Below are 21,876 nucleotides of genomic sequence, written 5' to 3'. Positions count from 1 at the left end.
CGTCCAGAGCATGGTCCACCGCCAACCGCATGCTGGGATTTCGCTGGGGAAGTTGACATCCTTCGCCGGTTTCGCAGAGTGATAGTTCTGTCACCGACAGAGATGTCCCCTGGCTGGGCACCGCCGTTCGGGCGGCGTGGGGGACACTGAGCGTCATGCCCTCCGCTTTGCCCGAAGGCGAGCCCGCGCCCGCCGACGGTTCGCTCCCCGATTCCGCTGTCGCCGCTGTCGGCACGCGTCCGTTCGGCATCTACGTGCACGTGCCGTTCTGCGCGACCCGCTGCGGCTACTGCGACTTCAACACCTACACGCCCGGCGAGCTCGGTTCGTCCGCGTCGCCGGAGTCGTGGCTGGAGGGGCTGCGGCGTGAGCTGGATCTCGCCGCCTCCGTGCTCGGGTCGCCGGTACCCGCCTCGACCGTCTTCGTGGGCGGCGGCACTCCGTCGTTGCTGGGCGCTTCGGGCCTGACTGATGTATTGGATGCGATATATCAGTCGTTCGGCCTGGCTCCGGACGCCGAGGTGACTACTGAATCCAATCCGGAGTCGACGTCTCCGGAGTTCTTCGAGGGCATACGGTCGGCTGGATACACGCGCGTGTCGCTCGGTATGCAGTCGGCTGCACGCCACGTGCTGGCCGTGCTGGACCGCAAGCACACGCCCGGCCGTGCCCTGGACGCTGCGCGGGAGGCCCGCGCGGCCGGCTTCGACCACGTGAACCTGGACCTGATCTACGGGACGCCGGGGGAGCGGCCGTCCGATCTTTCGGCGTCGCTGGACACCGTGCTGGAGGCCGGCGTCGACCACGTGTCCGCGTACGCGTTGATCGTGGAGGACGGCACCGGGCTGGCCCGGCGCATCCGTCGGGGCGACCTGCCGATGCCGGACGACGACGTGCTCGCGTCGTCCTACGAGATGGTCGACTCGGTGCTGTCCGGCGCGGGTTTCTCCTGGTACGAGGTCTCCAACTGGGCCACCTCTGCTGCTGCCCAGTGTCAGCACAACGTCCTGTACTGGAAGGGCGCTGACTGGTGGGGCTTCGGGCCCGGTGCGCACAGCCACATCGGCGGGGTCCGCTTCTGGAACGTGAAGCACCCGGCGCGCTACTCGTCTCTTTTGTCCGAGGGCAAGTCGCCTGCTGCCGGGCGTGAGGTGCTGTCGGCCGAGGACCGGCGCGTGGAGCGGGTGCTGCTGGAGCTGCGCCTGGCCGAGGGGCTGCCGACTGATGTATTGGACATCGCCGGTCGTGAGGAGGCGAAGCAGGCGATCGCGGACGGGCTGCTCGAACCGCTCGACGACCGCTGCGTGCTGACGGACCGCGGCCGGTTGCTGGCGGACGCGGTGGTCAGGCGCTTGTTGCCTTAGCGCGCGCGGATGTCGTGCTGGCTGCGGACCTCGATGAGCGTGCGGCCGTTCTTCTCGTACGTCACGGTGGCCCACCACAGCCCGTCCGCACGCCTCGCCGACTCCCAGATCAACGTACCGCGCCACCACTCGTCGTCGCTCATGACGAGGCACGGCTTCTCCGGCGCCGACTGCTTGCCGTGCCGCTCCAGCCACGCGGGCGCGCAGCAGTAGTCGCACGGCTGCAGCTGGCCGGGGCTGACGTCCGACCAGCTGACCGAGACGACCTCGTGCGTGTCCTTGCCGATGAGCCGCAGCCGGTTCTCGCCCTTGTGCAGCCACTCGCAGCGGGGGTCGCTGTGGAACGTGCGGCCGCCCTTCGTCCGCCAGCCCTGCTCGTCCACCACACCCCCTGCGTCCGTCCTGGTGGTTTGGACCCTAGCGACCGCCACCGACAAAAACAGGGCCGTTCGTGTTCCGCGCTGGTCAGGGGCGCGGCACGGGCACGTTGCCGTAAACGTCCCAACCCTCGGAGATCCGCTTGTAGTAGGTGTCAGCCCGCCCGGCGTCGCTCACCCAGTCGAACTCGCCCTTGCCGGGCGGCGCGGGATACGTCCGAACCGCGTCGGCCATCACCTTCGACTCGTCGAGGCCCTCCCAGATCGTGCGGGCCAGCTCTGTCGACGGCGTCCGCAGGTAGAGCCGGTACCCGAAGTAGGCCTTGGCGATCGAGCGGTGCAACTTGGCGGAGATCACCGTGCGCTCGAAGTACGCCTTCAGCTGCGCGTAGTCCGCGGGCTTCAGGAACCTCCGCACCGCCTCGATGTCGGCCAAGGATTTCGTGGCCAGCCGAACGCCGTGGTTCTTCTCGGTGACGACGTCGTCCAAATAGGACCGAACCATGAGGTTGCCCGGCGTCACCCAGCCGCGGTCCAGCACATAAGGCGTCTCGTTGCGCAGGATCGGGTCGAGCTTGCAGTGGGGCGGCGCGAGCGTGTTCACGACGTCGATCCAGTAGTGGTAGCGCTTGTTGACGCCGTGCTTCACGTGCGCGACAGGTGGGTCGATCCACTTGCCCGACACGCTGCGGTGGTAGCCGGGGCAGTACGGGTCGTAGTTCAGGCGGGAGTGGTCGCCGCTGTTGTTGCCGAGCGTGTAGAGGACCGACTCGACGATCTCCTGCGAGCGCGCCAACGCCTGGGCGACGCGGGGTGCGGCGAGCGGGCCGTAGCGCAGACGGGCGAACTCCCGGTAGATCTGGGCGTTGGTCAACGACGGCGCGCGGTGCAGGGCCCACAGGTTGACCTCGGTCGGGGTGCCGACGATGTGCGAGTCCTGGAAGCGGTCGGTGCGGGCCACGTAGCCGATGACGTTGGGCAGCTTGCGGTAGTGGCGCAGGCGATCGGCGTGGTCGGCCACGAACGCGCCGGCCATCTTGCCCTGGCCGTTGTACTCGCCGGTGGCGTCGTACTCGATCAGCACCGGGCGTTTGATGCGCGGCACGGTGACGTCGATCGGGTGGGTGAGGAAGAAGTCGTGCGGCTGGGCCTTCGCCATCACCCGGATGCCCTGGTTCTGCACGAGATCGACCGCGCGGAGGACGTTGTTCATCTCCTCCGGGAAGTACGCGAAGGTGCGGACGTACAGCAGCTTCTTCCGTTCGTCCGTGACGGACGCGACCTGGTCGACGAGGTAGGCGAGCTTCTCCTCCGCGGTCTTCAGGCGCGTGGAGTGCTGGCGTTCCACGCGGGCGCCGGTCTCGATGAAGGTCAGGATCACCGAGTCGACGTTGGGCAGCAGGTCGAGCATGGCGCGGTAGTCGGCCTTGAACCACTCCCAGAACGCCGGGTTGTCCAGGTCGATCGTGCCGCCGGGGCCGGTGCGGAACTGTTCTGGGTAGTAGGCGAGCGAGTAGAGGGCGTGGTCCCAGACGGCGACCTCCTTGATGCCCGCCGCGTGGGCCTGGTCGGTGAGTTTGACGGCGCGTTGTCTGCGGGACTCGGATTCCTTGAGCTGGCGCAGGTGGTGGATCACGTCGTGCGACAGTTGCAGGTGGTTGATCTGGTACTCGTGCGCGGCCGCGATCGTGCGTTCGTTGCCGGCATCGTTGTTGGACAACAACGTCCAGCCGCGGATCTCGTCGGGACTGGCAGAGGCGACTCCTGCTGGCGACAGCAAAGCCATCGTCAGCAGGGCAGCTGGGAACTTCTTCATGACTGTGTTTTTCAAGATCGGGGCACCTTGATGTTGGAGTAGCGGTCCCAGCCTTCGGAGATCCGCTTGTGGTAGAGGTCGGCCTGGTTGGCGTCGACCACCCAGTTCCACTCCCCGGTCGGCGGCGCCGGGTATGCCCTCACTCGGGCGGCAACGGCTTGCGCCTCGTCCAGACCGTCCCAAATGGAGCGTGCGAGCTCGGTGGACGGTTGCTGGACGTAGATCCGGTAGCCGAAGTACGCCTTGGCGACTGCCCTGTGCAGCTTGGCGGTCAGCACGGTCCGTTCGAAATAGGACTTCAGTTGCGAATAGTCGTTGAGACGCAGCAACTTTCGGACATGCTCGATGTCGCGCAACGACGCTTCGGCCAACCGAACGCCGTGGTTCTTCTCGATGTTCAGGTAGTCGAGGTACTCCTGCGTCATGAGGTTGCCGGGCGTCACCCAGCCGCGGTCGAGCACGTAGCCGGCCTCGCGGCGCAGGATGCCGTCGGACTTGCAGTGCGGTGGCGCCAGGTGGTTCGCGACGTCGATCCAGTAGTGGAACTTCCTGTTCACGCCGTGCCGCACGAACGTCTCAGGTGGGTCGACCCACTTGCCGGACACGCTGCGGTGGTAGCTGGAGCAGTACGGGTCGTAGTCCAGCCGCGAGTGGTTCGCGCTGTTGCTGCCCAACGTGTAGAGCGTCGAGGTGACGATCTCCGGTGACCGCGCCAGCGCCCGTGCCACCAGAGGTGCCGCGAGCAGGCCGTACTTGCGGGCCGCGAACTCCAGGTAGATCTGCGAGTTCGAGGCGCCCTCGCTGGCCCGTTTCAGCGCGAACAGGTTGATCTCGGTCGGCGTGTTGACGATCCGCGACTCGTCGTAGCGGTCGGTGCGGGCGACGTAGCCGATCACGTTGGGAAGCTTGCGGTAGTGCCGCAACCGATCGGCGTGCTCGGCGACGAACGCGTTCGCGATCTTGCCCTGGCCGTTGTACTCGCCGGTGGTGTCGTACTCGATCAGCATGGGCCGCTTGATGCGTGGCACGGTGACGTCGATCGGGTGGGTGAGGAAGAAGTCGTGCGGCTGGGCCTTGGCCATCACGCGGATGCGCTTGTTCTGCACGCGGTCGATCGCGCCGATCGTGCGTTCCATCTCGGCGGGGTAGTAGCCGAACGTGCGCAGGTACAGCAGCATGCCGCGCTCGTCGATCACCGAGGCGACCTGGTCGACGAGATAGGCGAGCTTCTCCTCCGCGGTCTTGAGCTTCGCGGAGTGCTGGTTCTCGACGCGGGCGCCGGTCTCGATGAACGTCAGGATGATCGAGTCGACCTTCGGCACCAGGTCCAGCATCGCGCGATAGTCGGCCTTGAACCACTCCCAGAACGCCGGGTTGTCCAGGTCGATCGTGCCGTTCGGGCCCGTGCGGAACTCGGCCGGGTAGTAGTTGAGGTTGTAGAGCGCGTGGTCCCAGGCGGCGACCTCCTTGACGCCCGACGCGTGGGCGAGGTCGGTGAGCCGGTTCACCTGGGCCTGCCGGCGCGGGTCGCGAACCTCCTGCAGGTCGTGGACGACGTCGTGGGACAGCTGCAGGTGGTTGACCCGGTACTGCCTGGCGGCCGCGATCACCTCGTCGGCGCCGGCGTCGCTGTCGGAGAGGATCGTCCAGCCGCGGATCGAGTCGTGCGCCGCCGCCACGCCAGGTGGCGAGAGCAGCATCACCGCCAGGAGCAGACACCAGACCTTGCGCATGCGCGCACCCCTCACTGTGACCGGGGCGACGGCGCCTCTACCCAACGGTTGGCTGAGTCGTCAGTCAAGGGAACCGGCGAGTTCTGCGGTGTTTACATCCGCCGGAGCTCAGAGCGGGCACCAGGCAGAAAACTTGCTGGGTAAACTCGGGAGTAAGTGGACACGGAGGTGAACAGCGGTGAACGCCGATGAGCGTCGGTTCGAGGTGCTGCGCGCCATCGTCGCCGACTACGTGTCCAACCAGGAGCCCGTCGGGTCGAAAGCCCTGGTCGAGCGGCACAACCTGGGTGTGTCCAGCGCGACCGTGCGCAACGACATGGCCGCGCTGGAGGACGAGGGCTACATCGCCCAGCCGCACACCAGCGCCGGCCGCGTGCCGACGGACAAGGGCTACCGGCTCTTCGTCGACAAGCTGAGCGAGATCAAGCCGCTCTCGCAGGCCGAGAAGCGGGCCATCCGCAGCTTCCTCGACGGGGCGCTCGACCTCGACGACGTGATGCGCCGCAGCGTCCGGTTGCTCGCGCAGCTCACCAGGCAGGTCGCGGTGATCCAGGTGCCGACCCTGTCCCGTGCGGCCGTGCGGCACCTGGAGGTGCTGCCGATCACGCCGTCGCGGCTGATGCTGGTGCTGATCACCGACACCGGCCGCGTCGACCAGCGCATCGTCGAGCTGGGCGACGTGATCAGCGAGGAGGACACGGCCCAGCTGCGCGGCGTGCTGAACACGGCCATGGCCGGGCAGCGGCTGGCCGACGCCTCGGCCAGAGTCGCCGAGCTGCCCGACGAGGTGCGGCAGGACCTGCGCGACCCGATGCTGCGGGTCGCGACGGTGCTGATCGAGACGCTCGTCGAGCACCCGGAGGAACGGCTCGTGCTCGGCGGCACCGCGAACCTCACGCGCAACGTCGCCGACTTCCCCGGCTCGCTCCGGCAGGTGCTGGAGGCGCTGGAGGAACAGGTGATCGTGCTCAAGCTGCTCGCCGCCTCCCGTGATCCGGGCCGGGTGCTGGTGCGCATCGGCGAGGAGAACGAGGCAGCTGAGATGCGCAGCACTTCCGTGGTGTCCATCGGCTACGGCAGCCGTGACAATCCGCTGGGCGGCCTCGGCGTCGTCGGGCCCACGCGCATGGACTACCCGGGAACCATGGCGGCCGTGCGTGCGGTCGCCAACTACGTGGGTGACATCCTGACCGGTCGTTAACTCCAGAAACTTTGCTCTGAAAGATGAACACGAAAGCGAACAAGGTGGCCAGGGATTACTACGGCATCCTCGGTGTCTCGCAGAACGCGACACAGGATGAGATCAAGCGCGCCTATCGCAAGCTCGCCAGGCAGCTGCACCCGGACGTCAATCCCAGCGAGGAGGCCCGCTTCAAGGAGGTGACGGCCGCCTACGAGGTGTTGTCGAACCCGGAGAAGCGCCGCGTCGTCGACCTCGGTGGCGACCCGCTCGACTCCAGTGGTGGCGGCCGCGCCGGCGGTGACCCGTTCGCGGGCTTCGGCCTCGGCGACATCATGGACGCCTTCTTCGGCGCCACGTCCGGCGGCGGCCGCGGTCCGCGCAGCCGTGTGCAGCCGGGCTCCGACGCGTTGATCCGGCTCGACATGACGCTGGAGGAGTGCGCGGCGGGCGCCACCCGTGAGCTGACCGTCGACACCGCGATCCTCTGCGACCGCTGCCACGGCGGCGGCGCCAACGGCGACTCCAAGCCGATCCGCTGCGACACGTGCAACGGCCGCGGCGAGGTCCAGTCCGTGCAGCGCTCGTTCCTCGGCCAGGTCGTGACGTCGCGCCCGTGCCCGGTGTGCCGCGGCTTCGGCGAGGTCATCCCCGACCCGTGCCAGCAGTGCGCGGGCGACGGCCGCGTCCGCTCGCGCCGCACGATCTCGGTGAACATCCCCGCCGGTGTCGCCGAGGGCATGCGCGTGCGCCTCGCGGGCCAGGGCGAGGTCGGCCCCGGCGGCGGCCCGGCCGGCGACCTCTACGTCGAGGTCGAGGAGCACCCGCACGAGATCTTCGAACGCGACGGCGCCGACCTGCACTGCGTGGTCCAGATCCCGATGACCACCGCCGCGCTGGGCGCCACGCTGCCGTTGAAGACTCTCGACGGCGAGGAAGAACTGCAGATCGACCCCGGCACGCAGCCGAACACGCAGCTCGTGCTGACCGGCCGCGGCATGCCGAAGCTGCGCTCCACCGGCCGCGTCGACGGCCGCGGCGACCTGCATGTGCACCTTGAGGTCGTCGTGCCCACCAAGCTCGACGCCGCGCAGACGTCCTTGCTGCGCGACCTCGCCGAGCTGCGTGGTGAGAACGAGCCTTCGTTGTCGCACAACGGCAAGGGCGGCGGCGGGCTGTTCTCCCGCCTGCGTGCCTCGCGCGGTCACCGGTGACCCTGCCGGTCTTCCTCGTCCCGGCGTTGCCGTCGGGCGAGGAGTTCCTGCTGGACGGCCCGGAAGGCCGCCACGCCGCCACCGTGCGGCGCCTGCGCGTGGACGAGGAACTCGTGCTGTCCGACGGTTCCGGCACGCTGGTGCGCTGTGCTGTCGTGGCGGTCGAGCGCGATGCCTTGTCGTTGCGGGTTGTCGAGCGTTGGGTGGAGCCCGAGCCGACGCCGCGCGTGGTGCTGGCGCAGGCGTTGGTGAAGGGCGACCGCGGCGAGCTCGCCGTCGAACTGGCCACCGAGGCCGGTGTGGACGGTGTGGTGCCGTGGCGCGCGTCCCGTTGCGTGGCCAAGTGGGAGGACGGCCCGCGCGGCGCGAAACAGTTGGGGCGCTGGCGTTCCACCGTTCGCGAGGCGGCGAAGCAGGCCCGCCGTTCGCGCGTGCCTTTCGTCGACGAACCCGTGAGCACGGCCCAGCTTTCTCAGCGCGTGTCGTCTGCCGCTTTGACGCTCGTGTTGCATGAGAGCGCGACCGACCGGCTGGCGGACGTCCCGTTGCCTGCTTCCGGAGACGTGCTGCTCGTCGTGGGTCCCGAAGGCGGGATCACGCCGGAAGAGCTCGAGGCTCTGCGATCTTCGGGTGCGCGGGTTGTTCGATTGGGTCCAACCGTTTTGCGTGCATCTACCGCTGCGGCGGTTGCTCTGGGCGCTCTCGGGGTACTCACGTCGCGCTGGTGACCCAGTTCACTCTGAAGGTGAACATCGGATGGATTGGCTTGACGCAAGTTGTAGCGAATCGCAGGCCGATGGGGTTACCCTACTTGCATGAGGGGTTGATTGGTCTATCCGGAAACGGAGTAGACGATTAGGCCCTTCTGACTAAAGGACTCGCCGGACACCTCCCCCCTCGGTCCGGCGTCGGCGCCTCGCGGCGAAGCGACCCCCAGGCTTCGGACCGCGAGGCGCCCCTTTTGGTTTGGGCCGGGCTGCTCGGCGCTGGCGCGCCTTCGCAGCTGGCCCAAAAGGGTGTCTTTTGGGGGCCGAGCCCCCAAACCCCAGCCGGGCGGCTTCGCCCCCGGACCCCCGGCCGACCTCGCCTTCGGCGTCGGCGGCCCTCCCGCCTCGTGCGGCGCTTGGGCTATCTCTTGGCTTCCCCTGTGGATCCTTTGCCCTCGCGTAGGTTCTGCGCGTGCAGCGAATTGCTTACGGTGAGCATCCCAGTCAGTTTGGGGAGCTTTTTCTTCCTGACGGTGTTGCTGAGGGTGCTGTTGTCGTTATCCACGGTGGTTTTTGGCATCAGCGGTACGGGTTGGAGCTTGGGCGGCCGCTTGCCGAGGTGCTTGTTGGTGAGGGATTTGCCGTCTGGAACATTGAGTATCGGCGCGTTGGTGGTGACGGTGGGTGGCCTGTTACCGGACAGGACGTGTTGGCGGCCATTGAAGCTGTCGACATCGGGCCTGTTGTGACGCTTGGACACAGTGCCGGCGGGCATCTCGCTGTGTGGGCGGCCAAACACAGTCCGCGAGTGGTCGGAGCGGTGGCTCAGGCTGCCGTACTCGACTTCACGAAGCACATCACGGCTCGGGCGTTGGAGTTGTGTGCTGAGGAGCAGTTTGCTGAGGCTTCGCCGACGGCGTTGGTGCCGATCGGCAAGCCGGTGATCTGCGTGCACGGTGATCTCGACGAGGACGTTCCGGTGGAGCAGAGCGTCGAGTTTTGTGCTGTGGAGCAGCAGGCGGAGCTCGTCGTGGTGCGGGGCGGCGGGCACATGGACGTGATCACGCCGGGCACCGAGTCGTGGGAGCGGTGCCGGGAGGCGGTCGTTCGGCTTGCGCGCGGCTGCTAGAAAGGGCCGGTGCCGAAGGTTGTCGACCACGAGGAACGCCGCCGTGAGCTGGCCGAGGCGGTGTGGCGCATCGTGCAGCGGGACGGGATCGACCACGCGTCCGTGCGCGCCGTTGCGGCCGAGTCCGGGTGGTCCAGCGGGTCGTTGCGCCATTACTTCCCCACGCAGGACTCGTTGCTGGGCTTTGCGATGGAGCTCGCGTACCGGCGGTTCCTCGCGCGGCTGGAGAAGATCGACGCCGCGGCCGGTAACCGGGAGCTGTTGAGGGCCTTCGCGCACGAGATGCTCGCGCTGGACGACGAGCGGCGGGTGGAGGCGGCGGTGCTGCTGTCGTTCCTGCCGCGGGCGATGGTTGAGCCGTCGTTGCACGAGTTGGAGCGCTACGGCACGCGGCAGCTTTACGACGGGATCGCGCGCGTTCTGACTGCCGCCCAGGAGGCAGGGGAGCTGCGGGACGGCGTCGTGCCCATCAAGGCGGCGCGGCGGTTCATCGTGCTGATCGACGGGCTCAACATCCACCACGGGCTGGGGCCCGACGAGCTCACGGCCGACGACATGATCGAGGCCGTCGACGAGCAACTGGACCGGTTCTTCGCCTAGCGTGCTGGGCATGTCCTGTTTGTTCTGCCGGATCGTCGACGGCGAGATTCCCGCGACGGTCGTGCACGAGACCAAGACGACGCTGGCGTTCCGCGACATCCAGCCCAAGGCACCGGTGCACGTGCTGGTCATCCCGCGCGAGCACGTGCCGAACGCGGTCGATCTGAGCGGGGAGCAGCTCGGCGACCTCTTCGCTGCCGCGAAGGAGGTCGCCGAGGCCGAAGGCGTTGCGGAGAGCGGCTATCGGCTGCTGTTCAACACCGGGCCGGACAGCGGGCAGGAGGTCTTCCACGCCCACCTGCACGTGCTCGGCGGACGGCGACTTTGACAAGCAGGGTCTCTAGCCGAGGGCCTGCAGGATCGGGGCGTGGTAGCGGGTGCGGTCGCCGGGCAGCCGGTCCGCGCCCCTGACCATCCACGCGCACTCGCCGAACGACTCGAGGCCGTGTTCGCGCACGAACGCGATCACTTCCGGGTCGTGCACGTCGACGCGGACCCTGCCGTGGCCGACGGCCGCGTCGGCGATGAGCGCGCACGCGTCGGCGGGGGAGTCCGCGATGACCGGGCCGATCACCAGCAAGTCCGGCCGGACGTGGTACGAGCCCACGACACCGTGCGACGACACCCGCACGGTTCCCATGGCGAGCAACGACTCCCAGAGGAACGTGCGCGTGATGCCCGTGACCTTGGTGTCGAGCGCGACGAGTTCGTCGAGGTCGGCGGCCGTGGCGATCTGCGATATATCGGATATCGGTCCCGTGAAGTAGCCGGCGTGGATGTCGACGAAGCCGACGGCGTGGAAGCCGAGCTGTTCGTAGAGCGGTTGGCCCATCTTCGTCGAGACCAGCGTCGAGACGCCCGTATCCAATACATGGGATACCAGTCGGCGGGCGTGGCCCTGGCGCTCACGGCGTTGTGCGACGAGCACCATGGCGACCGACGTCAGCTCCGGGTAGCGCGTCGCGATCGTCGTGCCGACCAGGCCCTCGTCGTCGAACAACCCCCACGCTTCGGAGTAGGTGATCAGGAATGCCCACTTGTTCTCCTCGCGCGGCCACGACCGGCTCTCGGCCAGGTCGGCGCACGCGGGGATGTCGTTCACGGTCAGTCGTCGTAGCTCCACAAATCCCCCAGGATCAGCCGAGTGCGTGCGAAGCGGGCGCGAAGTAGCGCGACCGGTCGCCCGGCACGTCATCGGCGCCCCGCACCATCAACGTGCAACCACCGCTGCGCTGCTCGAACCCCCGCTCCAGCAGGAACGTGCCCACGTCGGCGCTGTCGGTGTCCACGCGGACCCGGCCTGCCCCCGCGGCCACGTCCGCGATCATCTCGCACGCGACGGAGGCGGTGGGGGCGATCAGTGGACCGACCGTGAACCCGTCGGGATTCGGGCGGGTCGCGATCACGCCGGAGTCCGTCACCCGCACGGTGTAGGGCGTCGACGGGTCGAGCACACGCTTCCAGAACAACGGGCGGGTGTACCCGCTCACCTCGCGGTCGAGCGCCACCAGCCACTCAGCGTCGGCCGCGGTGGCCTCCCTTGACACGCCGGACGCCGCGCCGGGCAACACGCCGTGGTAGTCGGTCGTGGCCCCGACAGGGTGAAAGCCGAGCCGCACGTACAGCGGCGCGCCCATGGCCGTCGCGAACAGGGCGGATGGACCAATATCCAATATATTGGACATCAGTCCGGTGGCGATGCCCCGCCGTCCGGCCCACGACCCGACCAGCACGCCGCTGATCGCCTGCATTTCGGGATAGGGCGTCGTCAACGTCGTGCCGAGCAATCCGGTCGAGTCGAACGCGCCCCACCCCGGCCCCAGTTCGAGCATCAGCTCCCACTGCTCGGGGGTCCACGACCAACCCCGGTCCGTGATGAGCTTCATGCACTCGGGTGTGTCTGCGACGTCAAGCCTGCGGATCTCCACGAGGCCGAGCACACACGGTGAGCAATCCGGTAGCCACCCATTTTCGGCCGGACTAGCATCGACGCCACCAGATCCGAGCGACAGGAAGCAGGCCGGGGCCACGTGGCCGAAGAAACACAGCAGAGCACCAAGGAAGGTCAGTCCCGGTTCGCCGTGCCCGACGGCGCGGTGCTCAGCCTGCTGGGGTCGCGAGACGAAAACCTCCGGCTGGCGGAGGAACTGCTCGACGCCGACGTGCACGTGCGCGGAAACGAGATCACCCTGTCCGGCGACCCGGCCGACGTCGCCTTCGCGGAACGGGTCTTCAGCGAACTGGTCACCCTCGCCAGCCGCGGCCAGGCCGTCGACACGAACACCGTCCGCCGCACCGTCGCGATGCTCAGCGCGAACGCCGACGAGTCGCCCGCCGAGGTGCTGAGCCTGGACATCATCAGCCGCCGCGGCCGCACGATCCGGCCGAAGACGCTGAACCAGAAGCACTACGTCGACGCGATCGACAAGAACACCGTCGTGTTCGGCATCGGCCCCGCCGGCACCGGCAAGACGTACCTCGCCATGGCCAAGGCCGTGCAGGCGTTGCAGGCCAAGCAGGTCAACCGGATCATCCTCACCCGCCCGGCCGTCGAGGCGGGCGAGCGGCTCGGCTACCTGCCGGGCACGCTCTACGAGAAGATCGACCCGTACCTGCGCCCGCTGTACGACGCGCTGCACGACATGGTCGACCCGGAGTCGATCCCGCGCCTGACCCAGGCGGGCACGATCGAGGTCGCACCGCTGGCTTATATGCGTGGTCGCACGCTTAATGACGCGTTCATCATCCTCGACGAGGCGCAGAACACGACGCCCGAGCAGATGAAGATGTTCCTCACCAGGCTCGGCTTCGGCTCGAAGGTCGTCGTGACGGGTGACATCACCCAGGTCGACCTGCCCGGCGGCCAGCGCAGCGGTCTGAAGGTCGTCAAGGACATCCTCGAAGGTGTCGACGACGTGCACTTCTCGGTGCTGACCAGCCAGGACGTGGTGCGCCACCGCCTGGTCGGCGACATCGTCGACGCGTACGAGAAGTGGCAGGTCGAGCAGGACGTCATCGACCAGAACGGGCGACACCACGGACCCGGTGCACGCCGGGGGAACCAGCGCCGGGGACGATAGGCGCCGTGAGCATCGAGATCGCCAACGAGTCGGGTGTCGGAGTCGACGAGGGTTCCATCGTCTCCGCCGCCCGCTTCGCGCTGGACCGCATGGGCGTGAGCCCGCTGGCCGAGCTGTCCGTCCTGCTGGTGGAGCTGGACGTGATGGCCGACCTGCATGAACGCTGGATGGACCTGCCCGGCCCCACGGACGTCATGGCCTTCCCCATGGACGAGCTGGACTCCGCGCGCCGGCCGGACGCCGCCGGGCTCGGGCCCGCGCTGCTCGGGGACATCGTGCTGTGCCCGGCGTTCGCCAAGGACCAGGCCAAGAAGGCCGGTCACGGCCTGCTGGACGAGCTGCACCTGCTGACCGTTCACGGCGTGCTGCACCTGCTGGGCTACGACCACGCCGAGCCGGCCGAGGAACGTGAGATGTTCACGCTGCAGAACCGCATCCTCGCGGACTTCCGCACCGCGCGTGACGAGGCCGAGCGGGCCGCGCACCAGCGCAGCACCGACGACAAGGTGCTCGGCGCCGTGGGGCTGGACGAGCAGAAGCCGCTCCAGCATCCCGAAGAAGACTGACGCGCATGAGCGGGAACCCAGCCAGTGTCATCGTGCTGGCCGTCTTGCTCGTGCTCGCCGCCGGTGTCTTCGCGTGTGTCGACGCTGCGCTCGGCACCGTGTCGCGCGCACGGGTCGAGGCGCTGCAACGGCAGGGGCGCTGGGGCACGAACCAGTTGCTGCAGGTCCTCAACGACCGGCCGCGGCACGTCAACCTGTTGCTGCTGCTGCGGCTGTTCTGCGAGATGCTGGCCGCGGTCCTGGTCACGACGGTGTTCCTGCAGTACGAGGACGAGAACTGGCTCGCCGTCCTGTACTCGTGCCTGAGCATGCTCGTCGTGTCGTACGTGCTCGTCGGCGTCGGTCCGCGCACCCTCGGCCGTCAGCACCCGTATGGCGTGAGCCTGATCGCCGCGGGCACGGTCCGTCAGCTCGGCCGGGTGCTGGGGCCGTTGTCCAAGCTGCTGATCCTCATCGGTAACGCGATCACGCCGGGCAAGGGCTTCCGCGAGGGCCCGTTCAGCTCCGAGGTCGAGCTGCGCGAGCTCGTCGACATGGCGCAGGAACGCGGCGTCGTCGACGAGGGCGAGCGCGAGATGATCCACTCGGTGTTCGAGCTGGGCGACACCATCGCGCGCGAGGTCATGGTGCCGCGCACCGAGATCGTGTGGATCGAGCAGTCGAAGTCGTTGCGGCAGGCGCTCGCGCTGTCGTTGCGCTCCGGCTACACCCGCGTCCCGGTGATCGGCGAGAGCGTCGACGACGTGCTCGGCGTGGTGAACATCAAGGACCTCATGCGGGCCACGCTCGCCGAGGACGAGGACCCGAAGAGCGTCGCCGAGCTGATGCGCCCGATGAGCTTCATCCCGGACTCGAAGCCGATCGCCGACCTGCTGCGCGAGATGCAGGTGTCCCGCCGGCACATGGCGATCGTGGTCGACGAGTACGGCGGCACCGCGGGCCTGCTGACCATCGAGGACATCCTCGAGGAGATCGTCGGCGAGATCACCGACGAGTCCGACACCGACGACCGTCCGCCGGTCGAGCACCTGCCCGACGGCGCCGTGCGGGTCAGCGCGCGCCTGCCGGTCGACGACCTGGACGCGTTGTTCGGCACCGAGCTGGACGACCACGAGGTCGAGACCGTCGGCGGCCTGCTCGCGCAACGGCTCGGACGGGTGCCCCTGCCCGGCACGGAGGCCGAGATCGCGGGCCTGCGCATGCGGGCGGAGGGCGGCAAGGACGAACGCGGCCGCATCCGCGTCACCACTGTGCTCGTGCGTCCCGTGCAGAAGGAGACAGAAGAAGATGAGTGACCTCGACCCCGAGGACGCCAAGCTCGTGACGCTCGCGCGGTCCGTCCGCGCGCGCAACAGCGCTGCGGAGGGTGCGGCGGTGCGCGACCTCGACGGCCGCACGTACAACGCGTCCACGGTCGCGTTGCCGTCGTTGCAGCTGTCCGCGCTTCAGGCCGCCATCGCGGCTGCAGTGTCGAGCGGCGCCGAGGGCATCGAGGCGGCGGCCGTGGTGACGGGGGAGTCGGCGGTGGACGCCGCCTCGCTCGCGGCCGTGCGCGACCTGAGCCCTTCGGCGCCGGTGTTCCTCGCGGACGCGTCCGGGGAGTTCCGCGAGCAGGTCTAGGCGGGCATCAGGCCCAGCTGCATCATCATGCCCGCGGCGTCCGGGTGGGTGTGGAACTCCTTGATCTTGCCGTTCTCGGCCTTGAGGAAGTAGGTCCCGCGGCTGGTGACCGACTTGCCCGTGGGCGGGATCTGCATGCCGCCCATCGCGAGCGTGCCGGTGTTGGTGCCGGTGAACTCGAGTTCGCAGGCGATCTGGTCGTCGGCGCAGACCACGTTGGTCGTGCGGATGTGCATGTCCGGGAACGCGGTGAACCACGCCTCGGTGTAGGCGCGGGCCGCGTCCGGCGTGCGCATCGGCTCCGGTGTGGTGTCGTCGACCCACACGAAGTCGTCGGCCAGCAGCTTCACGAATCCGTCAGTGTCGTGGCGGTCCCACGCGCCGATGCCTTCGTCGTTCAGCCGCTCCAGTTCTTCTCTCGACATGTCGCATCTCCTTGTGCGCGAGCTACGAGTGGAGTGCGGGGGACACGGCGGTCAGCGTGCGCCCGTTCACCTGCCCGGACCAGTGCCGGAAGGCCCCGCGAACGGCCATAACCGGCGAGAGGGACAATGGACTGATGGATGGTTACCGCTCCGGGTTCGCGTGCTTCGTCGGACGCCCGAACGCAGGGAAGTCGACGCTGACGAACGCACTGGTGGGCACCAAGGTCGCCATCACGTCCAGCAAGCCGCAGACCACCCGCCACACGATCCGCGGCATCGTGCACCGTGAAGACGGCCAGCTGGTGCTCGTCGACACGCCCGGCCTGCACCGGCCGCGCACGTTGCTCGGCCAGCGGCTCAACGACCTGGTGCGGGAGACGTGGTCGGAGGTCGACGTCGTCGGCTTCTGCGTGCCCGCCGACCAGAAGGTGGGCCCCGGCGACAAGTTCATCGCCGCCGAGCTCGAGAAGGTCGCCAAGCGCACGCCCGTGGTCGGCATCGTCACCAAGACCGACCTGGTGTCGCAGCAGCAGGTGATGGAGCAGCTGCTCGCGTTGCAGAAGGTGATGGAGTTCGCCGAGATCATCCCGGTCTCCGCGGTCGACGGCTTCCAGGTCGACAAGCTGAGCGACCTGCTGCTGCAGAAGCTGCCGGAGGGCCCGCAGCTGTTCCCGGACGGCGACCTCACCGACGAGCCCGAGCAGACCCTCGTCGCCGAGCTGATCCGCGAGGCCGCGCTGGAGGGCGTCCGCGACGAGCTGCCGCACTCCATCGCCGTCGTGGTCGAGGAGATGATGCCGCGCGAGGGCCGTGACGACCTGATGGACATTCACGCGTTCGTGTTCGTGGAGCGGCCGTCGCAGAAGGCGATCATCCTGGGGCACCGGGGTGAACGGCTCAAGCAGGTCGGCATGACCGCGCGCAAGCAGATCGAGGCGCTGCTGGGCACGCGCGTGTACCTGGACCTGCACATCAAGATCGCCAAGGACTGGCAGCGCGATCCGAAACAGTTGCGCCGCCTGGGCTTCTGATGGCGAACCTGTACCGCGACACCGCGATCGTGCTGCGCGTGCAGAAGCTCGGTGAAGCGGACCGGATCATCACGTTCCTGACCCAGCGGCACGGCAAGCTGCGCGCCGTGGCGAAGGGCGTGCGCAGGACGTCGTCGAAGTTCGGTGCGCGGCTGGAGCCGTTCTGCCACGTCGACGCGCAGTTCCACCCCGGCCGGTCGCTCGACATCATCACGCAGGTGCAGACGCTGGACGCGTTCGGCGTGGGGATCGTCAACGACTACCAGCGCTACACGGCCGCGTGCGCGATTCTCGAGACCGCTGACCGGCTCACGGCCGAAGAGGGCGAACCGGTCGTGCGGCTCTATCTGCTCGTCACGGGCGCTCTCAGGGCGTTGGCCGCGGCGGAACGTGATCCGTCGCTGCTGCTGGACGCGTTCCTGATGCGTGCGATGGCGTTCGCCGGTTGGGCGCCTGCGGTCAACGAGTGCGCGAAGTGCGGCGATCCCGGTCCGCACCGGGCGTTCAGCGTCCAGGCAGGCGGCTCGTGCTGCCCGAACTGCCGTCCGCCCGGCTCGGCGTCGCCCTCGCAGGACACCCTGGCGTTGCTCTCCGCGCTGCTGCACGGGCAGTGGAGCGTGGTCGACGAGATCCCGCACGTCGCCCGCCGCGACGCGAGTGGCCTGGTCGCGGCACACCTGCAGTGGCACCTCGAACGGCAGCTCCGATCGTTGCCTCTGGTCGAGCGCAAGGCCAAGCCGGACGACGGGCCGTTGGGCTGATCGGGCCAAGTTGGCGCCACGACCGGGAAACCCGGCTCGAGATCTCTGTAGTTTCGCCGGGTGGCAGATCTGGGGCTGGTGGCACTCGTGGGGCGGTCCGCGGCGGAAGCCGTTGGCGGGCTTGCTGTTCGTGCTTCCGCGAGCGGATGGAAGGAGTCGGTCGACGCGGTGCTGCCGGCACCGGAGGCCGTGCGCCAGAACGCGGCGTGGGCCGAGCTCGAACTCGCCCGTGCCCACCAGGACGCCATCGCCGGGTACCTCTCCGGACGCCTGTGCACCGGGCTGCTGGAGCTGCTCGCGTTCCTCGAGCTTTCGGCAGAGGACCGCGCCGAGGAGCAGAACCAGCTCGCCGAGACGTTCGTCGAGGAGCTGACGGGCAGGCTGGACCTGCCCGGCGAGCGGGCCACCGCGATCGGCGCCGCGTTGTGGAACGCCCTGCACGACACGGTCCGGCTCACGGTCGTCGAGCTGCGGCAGACTGGCGCGCTCAACGAGAACGACCTGGTCCACGCGACGCGCCTCATCCAACGGCCGGGCGCGGCGAGCCCGATCTCGCAGGCGGTGGTCGACCGGGTGGAGATCTCCGCCGACTACGGCCGTGTCACCGCAGCGCATGCCGCCGTGCGGTCGATCAAGCAGCAGATGCGCAGGCGGTTCGCGAGGCTGGTGATGCCGCACTCGCGTGAGGACCACCAGGTGCCCATCGAGGACATCTACGTCAACCGCGTGCTGGCGCCGTGGTCGTCGGCCGGCACCGTGGGAACGGCGATCTCCGAGGACGACCTGGCCGAGCGCCGGTTCGTGGTGATCGGCAATCCGGGCGCGGGCAAGAGCACGTTCATCCGCCGGATGATGTACCAGCTCGGCGCGGAGGAGAGCAGGCTCGCGCCGCTCGTGCTGGAGCTCAAGGACCACCAGCGGCTGGGGGCGTCGTACACGACGTTGCTCGCCGAGCGGCTCAGCGTGCTGACACAGCACGACTACGACGTCGGTGTGGTGCGCGACGTGCTCGCGCTGGGGCTCGCGGTGATCGTGTTCGACGGCATCGACGAGATCAGCGACGTGGACCGCCGCCGGGAGACGGTGGACGCGATCGAGGCGTTCTGCATGAGCTATCCGCTGGTCCGGGTGGTCGTGACGGCACGGGAGGAGGGCTATTCGAGCGCACGGCTCGACCCTGCCGTCTTCCCGGTGTTCCACCTGCCCGACTTCACCGATCCGCAGGTGGAGACCTACGTCGAGCGGTGGTTCCTGCTCACCTCGGGACCGCACCACGGCGACCCCGAGCGGCGGGTCGCGCTGTTCCTGCTGGACAGCGTGCACGTTGGTGACCTGCGCACGAACCCGTTGATGCTCTCGCTGCTGTGCATGATCTACGAGTACGACGGCTACATCCCGGAGAACCGTCCGCAGGTCTACGAGCAGTGCGCCGAGCTGCTGTTCGAGCGCTGGGACCGGGTGCGGCAGCTGCCCGGCGCGTTCCGGCCGAAGAAGGATCACCGCTACCTGGTGCAGGAGCTGGCCTACTACTTCTTCAACCGGGTCGACTCACAAGGCGGCGAAACCGAGGGGAAGCTGCGCAATCTGATCGGCGACTACCTCTCCCGCGAGGTCTTCGACAACGAGGACAGAGCCGCCACGACGGCGGCACAGGAGTTCCTCGACTACTGCGGCGGGCGGGCGTGGCTGCTCACCCGCACCGGCGTCAACGCCCGCGGGGAGAGGCTCTACGGGTTCACCCACCGCACGTTCATGGAGTACTTCGCCGCGTGTTTCATGGTGCGGCACTGCAACGGCGCGCACGATCTGGTCAGCCGCATCCAGCCGTTGATCGTGAGCGGGCAGAGCGAGATGGTGCCGCAGATCGCGATCCAGGAGCTGGATCGGCGGCTGGTGCGGGCGATCGACAACTGCCTGATGCTGCTGGTGTTCGACCAGTACGGCGAGGGCAGGCAGAATCCGTCGCTGCTGGAGTTCGCGCTGCGGTCGCTGCGGTTCATGAGCCCGACGCCCAGGACACAACTGGCGCTGTACCGGCAGGCGGTCCGCGTCGTGGGCACCACGCTGGACAGCGCGGTGCTGACGTTGCTGCTCGACCTGCCGGAGGAGTACTGGTCGCTGCTGCGAAAGATCTGCGACGAGACCTTCGACGACGTGAGCGCTGGCGACGAGAGCGTGCCGGATCCGGTGCGCGGGCCGGCGCGGCTGGGGGCGGGACTGGTCTCCGTGCTGCTGGGGAGGTGGGGCCGCTCGCTGCCGGAAGGCCCGCGCACGCCCCCGCTGTACCTGCTCCACCGGGACGACGACTCCGGTCGGCTACCGGTGGCGGAGGAACTGGGCGGGCTGAGCGAGGTCGCTCCGGATGTCGTGCACCGGATGTTCGACCGCGGCCTGCTCACCGCCCGCGACTTCGTCGAGCTGCTCGGTGGCCGGGCGTTGCTGGAAAGCTCATTCGTGGATTGGGATCCACACGGGACCAAGTTGCACACCGGCGGTCCGTTGCTGACGGCGCTGCAGCGGTTGTTCCAGTCCGGCGAGGTCCATCCTGAGCTGGAGTACATGCTCGGCGTCGTCGCGGACGACGTGCGGTGCGTGCTGAACATGTCCGAGCCGGTGAACAGGGCACTGGTCAGGGTGGCCAGGCGGTTCTTGGGCATCGCCGAGCGGTTCTTCCCGCTGCGCGCGCCCGAGGACGGCAGAACGGCGGAGGACGCGGCGGGTTTCTACCGTTTGTTCTTGTTCACGTTGTGCGCGGGTTTCGGGATCCAAACCGAGGTCGCACCGTCCGAATACCTCAAACCGATCGTGGAGGGCCTGCCGCCGTTGCGCAGATGGGCGCAGGCGATGCGACGCGACCCGTTCAAGGGTCACAAGTGGTTCCCCCAGCCGGAGGACCTGCGGGAGATCGTTCCCGAGCTGTTGCGCCGGACCGGGCCGTGCGACGACTGGCAGGAGGCGTTCCGGCACTGGCTCGGGGGATGGGAGAAGAGCAAGCGGCCCTAGCGGCTACTGTGGCGGCCACCGACAACGGTTGTCATCGAAAGGATGCCGAGCCTCATGCTGCGTCGCCGCCGCTCCGAACGCGAGAAGCGCGTCCCGCGCCCGCCGGAGCCGCACCCGTCCGGCGCGACGCCCCCGGCGATCCCCGCCGAGTTCGTGCCGAAGCACATCGCGATCGTGATGGACGGCAACGGCCGCTGGGCGAACCAGCGCGGGCTGTCGCGGGTCGAGGGGCACAAGCGCGGCGAGCAGGTCGTCGTCGAGGTCGCCAAGGGCGCCATCGAGATGGGCGTGAAGTGGCTGTCGCTGTACGCCTTCTCCACCGAGAACTGGCGCCGCAGCCCGGAAGAGGTCCGGTTCCTGATGGGCTTCTCGCGCGACGTCATCCACCACCGCACGGACGAGCTCGACGAGCTGGGTGTCCGGGTGCGCTGGGCGGGGCGCCGGCCGCGGTTGTGGCGCAGCGTGATCAAGGAGCTGGAGGTCGCGGAGGAGCGCACCCGCGACAACGACCAGCTCAACCTCGCGATGTGCATCAACTACGGCGGCCGCGCGGAGATCGGTGACGCCGCCCGCGAGATCGCGCGGCTGGCCGCCGCCGGGCAGCTCAACCCGGACAAGGTCGACGAGAAGACCATCGCGCGCTACCTCTACCAGCCGGAGATGCCGGACGTGGACCTGTTCATCCGGCCGTCCGGTGAGCAGCGCACGTCGAACTTCATGCTCTGGCAGTCCGCGTACGCCGAGCTGGTGTTCCAGGACATCCTGTGGCCCGACTTCGACCGCACCGACCTGTGGCGGGCCGTCGAGAAGTTCGCCGAGCGCGACCGCCGCTTCGGTGGTGCGATCGACAAGCCCGATTCGGAGGTGTCGTGAACGCGAGCGGTGAGGCTCTCGAGGCCGCGCGCAAGGCGCTGGAGCTGTTCCACGACGTCTCCGTGGACGACGACGGCGCGTTGAGCTTCCGTCACGGCGATGTGCCGTGCGCCGTGCAGGGCATGGAACTGGCCGAGGGCCTGACCGTGCTCTCGTTGACGGTCGTGGTCGCGTGGGACCTGGTTGGCGACGTGGCCGTGTGGGTGGCCGAGCGCGCTGGTCAGGGCCTGTTCGGCACGCTCGGTGTCATTCAGTCCGAACGCGGCACCGACGTGATGCTGCGGTACGCGTTCCCGGCGGACGGCCTCAAGCCGGAACCGCTGAGCACGCTGCTCATGCTGGTCGTGTCGACCGCCTCGCAGGTGCGCGGCGAGCTCCTCTCCCGCTTTTCCTAGAA

General features: G+C 68.4%; 22 protein-coding genes. 16 read left to right on the top strand and 6 right to left on the bottom strand.

Going from position 1 to position 21,876, the window contains the following annotated elements:
- Nucleotides 1-155: 155 nt before the first annotated feature.
- On the top strand, nt 156-1,364 hold the full coding sequence (gene hemW / locus DI276_RS14065) for a radical SAM family heme chaperone HemW (RefSeq protein WP_112263732.1): 1,209 nt from the start codon (nt 156-158) through the stop codon (nt 1,362-1,364).
- Here the strand turns inward: hemW and DI276_RS14060 are convergent.
- From DI276_RS14060 to DI276_RS14050, 3 genes are all read right to left on the bottom strand, one after another.
- Complete coding sequence (locus tag DI276_RS14060; protein WP_157984701.1) at nt 1,361-1,747, bottom strand: hypothetical protein; 387 nt, start codon at nt 1,745-1,747, stop codon at nt 1,361-1,363. The two genes, hemW and DI276_RS14060, sit on opposite strands and share 4 nt — an antisense overlap.
- Before the next feature lie 82 nt (nt 1,748-1,829).
- Nucleotides 1,830-3,572, bottom strand: coding sequence for a hypothetical protein (locus tag DI276_RS14055; protein WP_198680624.1), 1,743 nt, complete (start codon nt 3,570-3,572; stop codon nt 1,830-1,832).
- Nucleotides 3,569-5,290 carry a hypothetical protein gene (locus tag DI276_RS14050; RefSeq protein ID WP_198680623.1) on the bottom strand — a complete coding sequence of 574 codons (1,722 nt, stop codon included), beginning with the start codon at nt 5,288-5,290 and terminating at the stop codon, nt 3,569-3,571. The genes DI276_RS14055 and DI276_RS14050 overlap by 4 nt, the downstream gene beginning before the upstream one ends.
- Nucleotides 5,291-5,468: 178 nt before the next feature.
- On the opposite strand from DI276_RS14050, the gene hrcA reads away from it, so the two are divergent.
- From hrcA to DI276_RS14020, 6 genes are all read left to right on the top strand, one after another.
- A complete protein-coding gene (hrcA, locus tag DI276_RS14045; RefSeq protein ID WP_112263730.1) occupies nt 5,469-6,491 on the top strand; it encodes a heat-inducible transcriptional repressor HrcA in 1,023 nt (340 codons plus the stop codon).
- Between the two features lie 44 nt (nt 6,492-6,535).
- Nucleotides 6,536-7,684, top strand: a complete 1,149-nt coding sequence (dnaJ, locus tag DI276_RS14040) for a molecular chaperone DnaJ (protein ID WP_112263833.1) — start codon at nt 6,536-6,538, stop codon at nt 7,682-7,684.
- A complete protein-coding gene (locus DI276_RS14035; RefSeq protein WP_112263729.1) occupies nt 7,681-8,412 on the top strand; it encodes a 16S rRNA (uracil(1498)-N(3))-methyltransferase in 732 nt (243 codons plus the stop codon). Before dnaJ ends, DI276_RS14035 begins: the two co-directional genes overlap by 4 nt.
- A 451-nt stretch (nt 8,413-8,863) precedes the next feature.
- Nucleotides 8,864-9,520: an alpha/beta hydrolase family protein gene (locus tag DI276_RS53250; protein ID WP_112263728.1), complete on the top strand. Its 657-nt coding sequence runs from the start codon at nt 8,864-8,866 to the stop codon at nt 9,518-9,520.
- A 9-nt stretch (nt 9,521-9,529) separates the two neighbouring features.
- Nucleotides 9,530-10,120 carry a TetR/AcrR family transcriptional regulator gene (locus DI276_RS14025; RefSeq protein ID WP_112263727.1) on the top strand — a complete coding sequence of 197 codons (591 nt, stop codon included), beginning with the start codon at nt 9,530-9,532 and terminating at the stop codon, nt 10,118-10,120.
- Nucleotides 10,121-10,124: 4 nt separating this feature from the next.
- The gene (locus DI276_RS14020) at nt 10,125-10,448 is read left to right on the top strand and encodes a histidine triad nucleotide-binding protein (protein WP_112263832.1); all 324 of its coding nucleotides are present in this window, start codon (nt 10,125-10,127) and stop codon (nt 10,446-10,448) included.
- A gap of 12 nt (nt 10,449-10,460) precedes the next feature.
- Here DI276_RS14020 and DI276_RS14015 read toward each other — a convergent pair whose 3' ends face one another.
- Together DI276_RS14015 and DI276_RS14010 are read right to left on the bottom strand one after the other, a co-directional pair.
- Complete coding sequence (locus DI276_RS14015; RefSeq protein ID WP_198680622.1) at nt 10,461-11,222, bottom strand: GNAT family N-acetyltransferase; 762 nt, start codon at nt 11,220-11,222, stop codon at nt 10,461-10,463.
- A 34-nt stretch (nt 11,223-11,256) separates the two neighbouring features.
- A complete protein-coding gene (locus DI276_RS14010; protein WP_157984700.1) occupies nt 11,257-12,006 on the bottom strand; it encodes a GNAT family N-acetyltransferase in 750 nt (249 codons plus the stop codon).
- Between the two features lie 144 nt (nt 12,007-12,150).
- Between DI276_RS14010 and DI276_RS14005 the strand changes: the two genes are divergently transcribed.
- Genes DI276_RS14005 through DI276_RS13990 form a run of 4 tightly spaced genes read left to right on the top strand, consistent with a single transcriptional unit; the run spans nt 12,151 to nt 15,386 of the window.
- Complete coding sequence (locus tag DI276_RS14005; protein ID WP_232836640.1) at nt 12,151-13,200, top strand: PhoH family protein; 1,050 nt, start codon at nt 12,151-12,153, stop codon at nt 13,198-13,200.
- A gap of 5 nt (nt 13,201-13,205) precedes the next feature.
- The gene (ybeY, locus tag DI276_RS14000) at nt 13,206-13,766 is read left to right on the top strand and encodes an rRNA maturation RNase YbeY (protein ID WP_112263723.1); all 561 of its coding nucleotides are present in this window, start codon (nt 13,206-13,208) and stop codon (nt 13,764-13,766) included.
- A gap of 5 nt (nt 13,767-13,771) precedes the next feature.
- A complete protein-coding gene (locus DI276_RS13995) occupies nt 13,772-15,061 on the top strand; it encodes a hemolysin family protein (RefSeq protein WP_112263722.1) in 1,290 nt (429 codons plus the stop codon).
- The gene (locus DI276_RS13990; RefSeq protein WP_112263721.1) at nt 15,054-15,386 is read left to right on the top strand and encodes a cytidine deaminase; all 333 of its coding nucleotides are present in this window, start codon (nt 15,054-15,056) and stop codon (nt 15,384-15,386) included. Before DI276_RS13995 ends, DI276_RS13990 begins: the two co-directional genes overlap by 8 nt.
- Here DI276_RS13990 and DI276_RS13985 read toward each other — a convergent pair.
- Nucleotides 15,383-15,811: an ester cyclase gene (locus DI276_RS13985; RefSeq protein ID WP_112263720.1), complete on the bottom strand. Its 429-nt coding sequence runs from the start codon at nt 15,809-15,811 to the stop codon at nt 15,383-15,385. The genes DI276_RS13990 and DI276_RS13985 overlap by 4 nt on opposite strands.
- A 134-nt stretch (nt 15,812-15,945) precedes the next feature.
- Here DI276_RS13985 and era point away from each other — a divergent pair, with 134 nt between their 5' ends.
- From era to DI276_RS13960, 5 genes are read left to right on the top strand one after another with little or no spacing between them, the layout of a single operon-like run.
- Entirely contained in the window at nt 15,946-16,842 is an 897-nt protein-coding gene (gene era / locus DI276_RS13980) for a GTPase Era (RefSeq protein ID WP_112263719.1), read from the top strand.
- Complete coding sequence (gene recO / locus DI276_RS13975; protein WP_112263718.1) at nt 16,842-17,603, top strand: DNA repair protein RecO; 762 nt, start codon at nt 16,842-16,844, stop codon at nt 17,601-17,603. Before era ends, recO begins: the two co-directional genes overlap by 1 nt.
- Nucleotides 17,604-17,663: 60 nt before the next feature.
- On the top strand, nt 17,664-20,606 hold the full coding sequence (locus DI276_RS13970; protein ID WP_112263717.1) for an NACHT domain-containing protein: 2,943 nt from the start codon (nt 17,664-17,666) through the stop codon (nt 20,604-20,606).
- Between the two features lie 54 nt (nt 20,607-20,660).
- Nucleotides 20,661-21,479 carry an isoprenyl transferase gene (locus DI276_RS13965; protein WP_112263831.1) on the top strand — a complete coding sequence of 273 codons (819 nt, stop codon included), beginning with the start codon at nt 20,661-20,663 and terminating at the stop codon, nt 21,477-21,479.
- Nucleotides 21,476-21,874: a YbjN domain-containing protein gene (locus DI276_RS13960; RefSeq protein ID WP_112263716.1), complete on the top strand. Its 399-nt coding sequence runs from the start codon at nt 21,476-21,478 to the stop codon at nt 21,872-21,874. The genes DI276_RS13965 and DI276_RS13960 overlap by 4 nt, the downstream gene beginning before the upstream one ends.
- Nucleotides 21,875-21,876: the final 2 nt, after the last annotated feature.

Origin of the sequence: Lentzea terrae, from assembly GCF_003265345.1 — a bacterium.
Taxonomy (GTDB): Bacteria; Actinomycetota; Actinomycetes; order Mycobacteriales; family Pseudonocardiaceae; genus Lentzea; species Lentzea terrae.
This window is presented reverse-complemented; position numbering and strand designations above follow the sequence as displayed.

Coding starts and splice junctions, on each gene's coding strand:
- DI276_RS13985 (WP_112263720.1), bottom strand. CDS start 15,811: ATGTCGAGAGAAGAACTGGAGCGGCTGAACGACGAAGGCATCGGCGCG.
- DI276_RS13965 (WP_112263831.1), top strand. CDS start 20,661: ATGCTGCGTCGCCGCCGCTCCGAACGCGAGAAGCGCGTCCCGCGCCCG.
- hemW (WP_112263732.1), top strand. CDS start 156: ATGCCCTCCGCTTTGCCCGAAGGCGAGCCCGCGCCCGCCGACGGTTCG.
- DI276_RS13990 (WP_112263721.1), top strand. CDS start 15,054: ATGAGTGACCTCGACCCCGAGGACGCCAAGCTCGTGACGCTCGCGCGG.
- recO (WP_112263718.1), top strand. CDS start 16,842: ATGGCGAACCTGTACCGCGACACCGCGATCGTGCTGCGCGTGCAGAAG.
- era (WP_112263719.1), top strand. CDS start 15,946: ATGGATGGTTACCGCTCCGGGTTCGCGTGCTTCGTCGGACGCCCGAAC.
- DI276_RS14010 (WP_157984700.1), bottom strand. CDS start 12,006: ATGAAGCTCATCACGGACCGGGGTTGGTCGTGGACCCCCGAGCAGTGG.
- DI276_RS13995 (WP_112263722.1), top strand. CDS start 13,772: ATGAGCGGGAACCCAGCCAGTGTCATCGTGCTGGCCGTCTTGCTCGTG.
- DI276_RS14050 (WP_198680623.1), bottom strand. CDS start 5,290: ATGCGCAAGGTCTGGTGTCTGCTCCTGGCGGTGATGCTGCTCTCGCCA.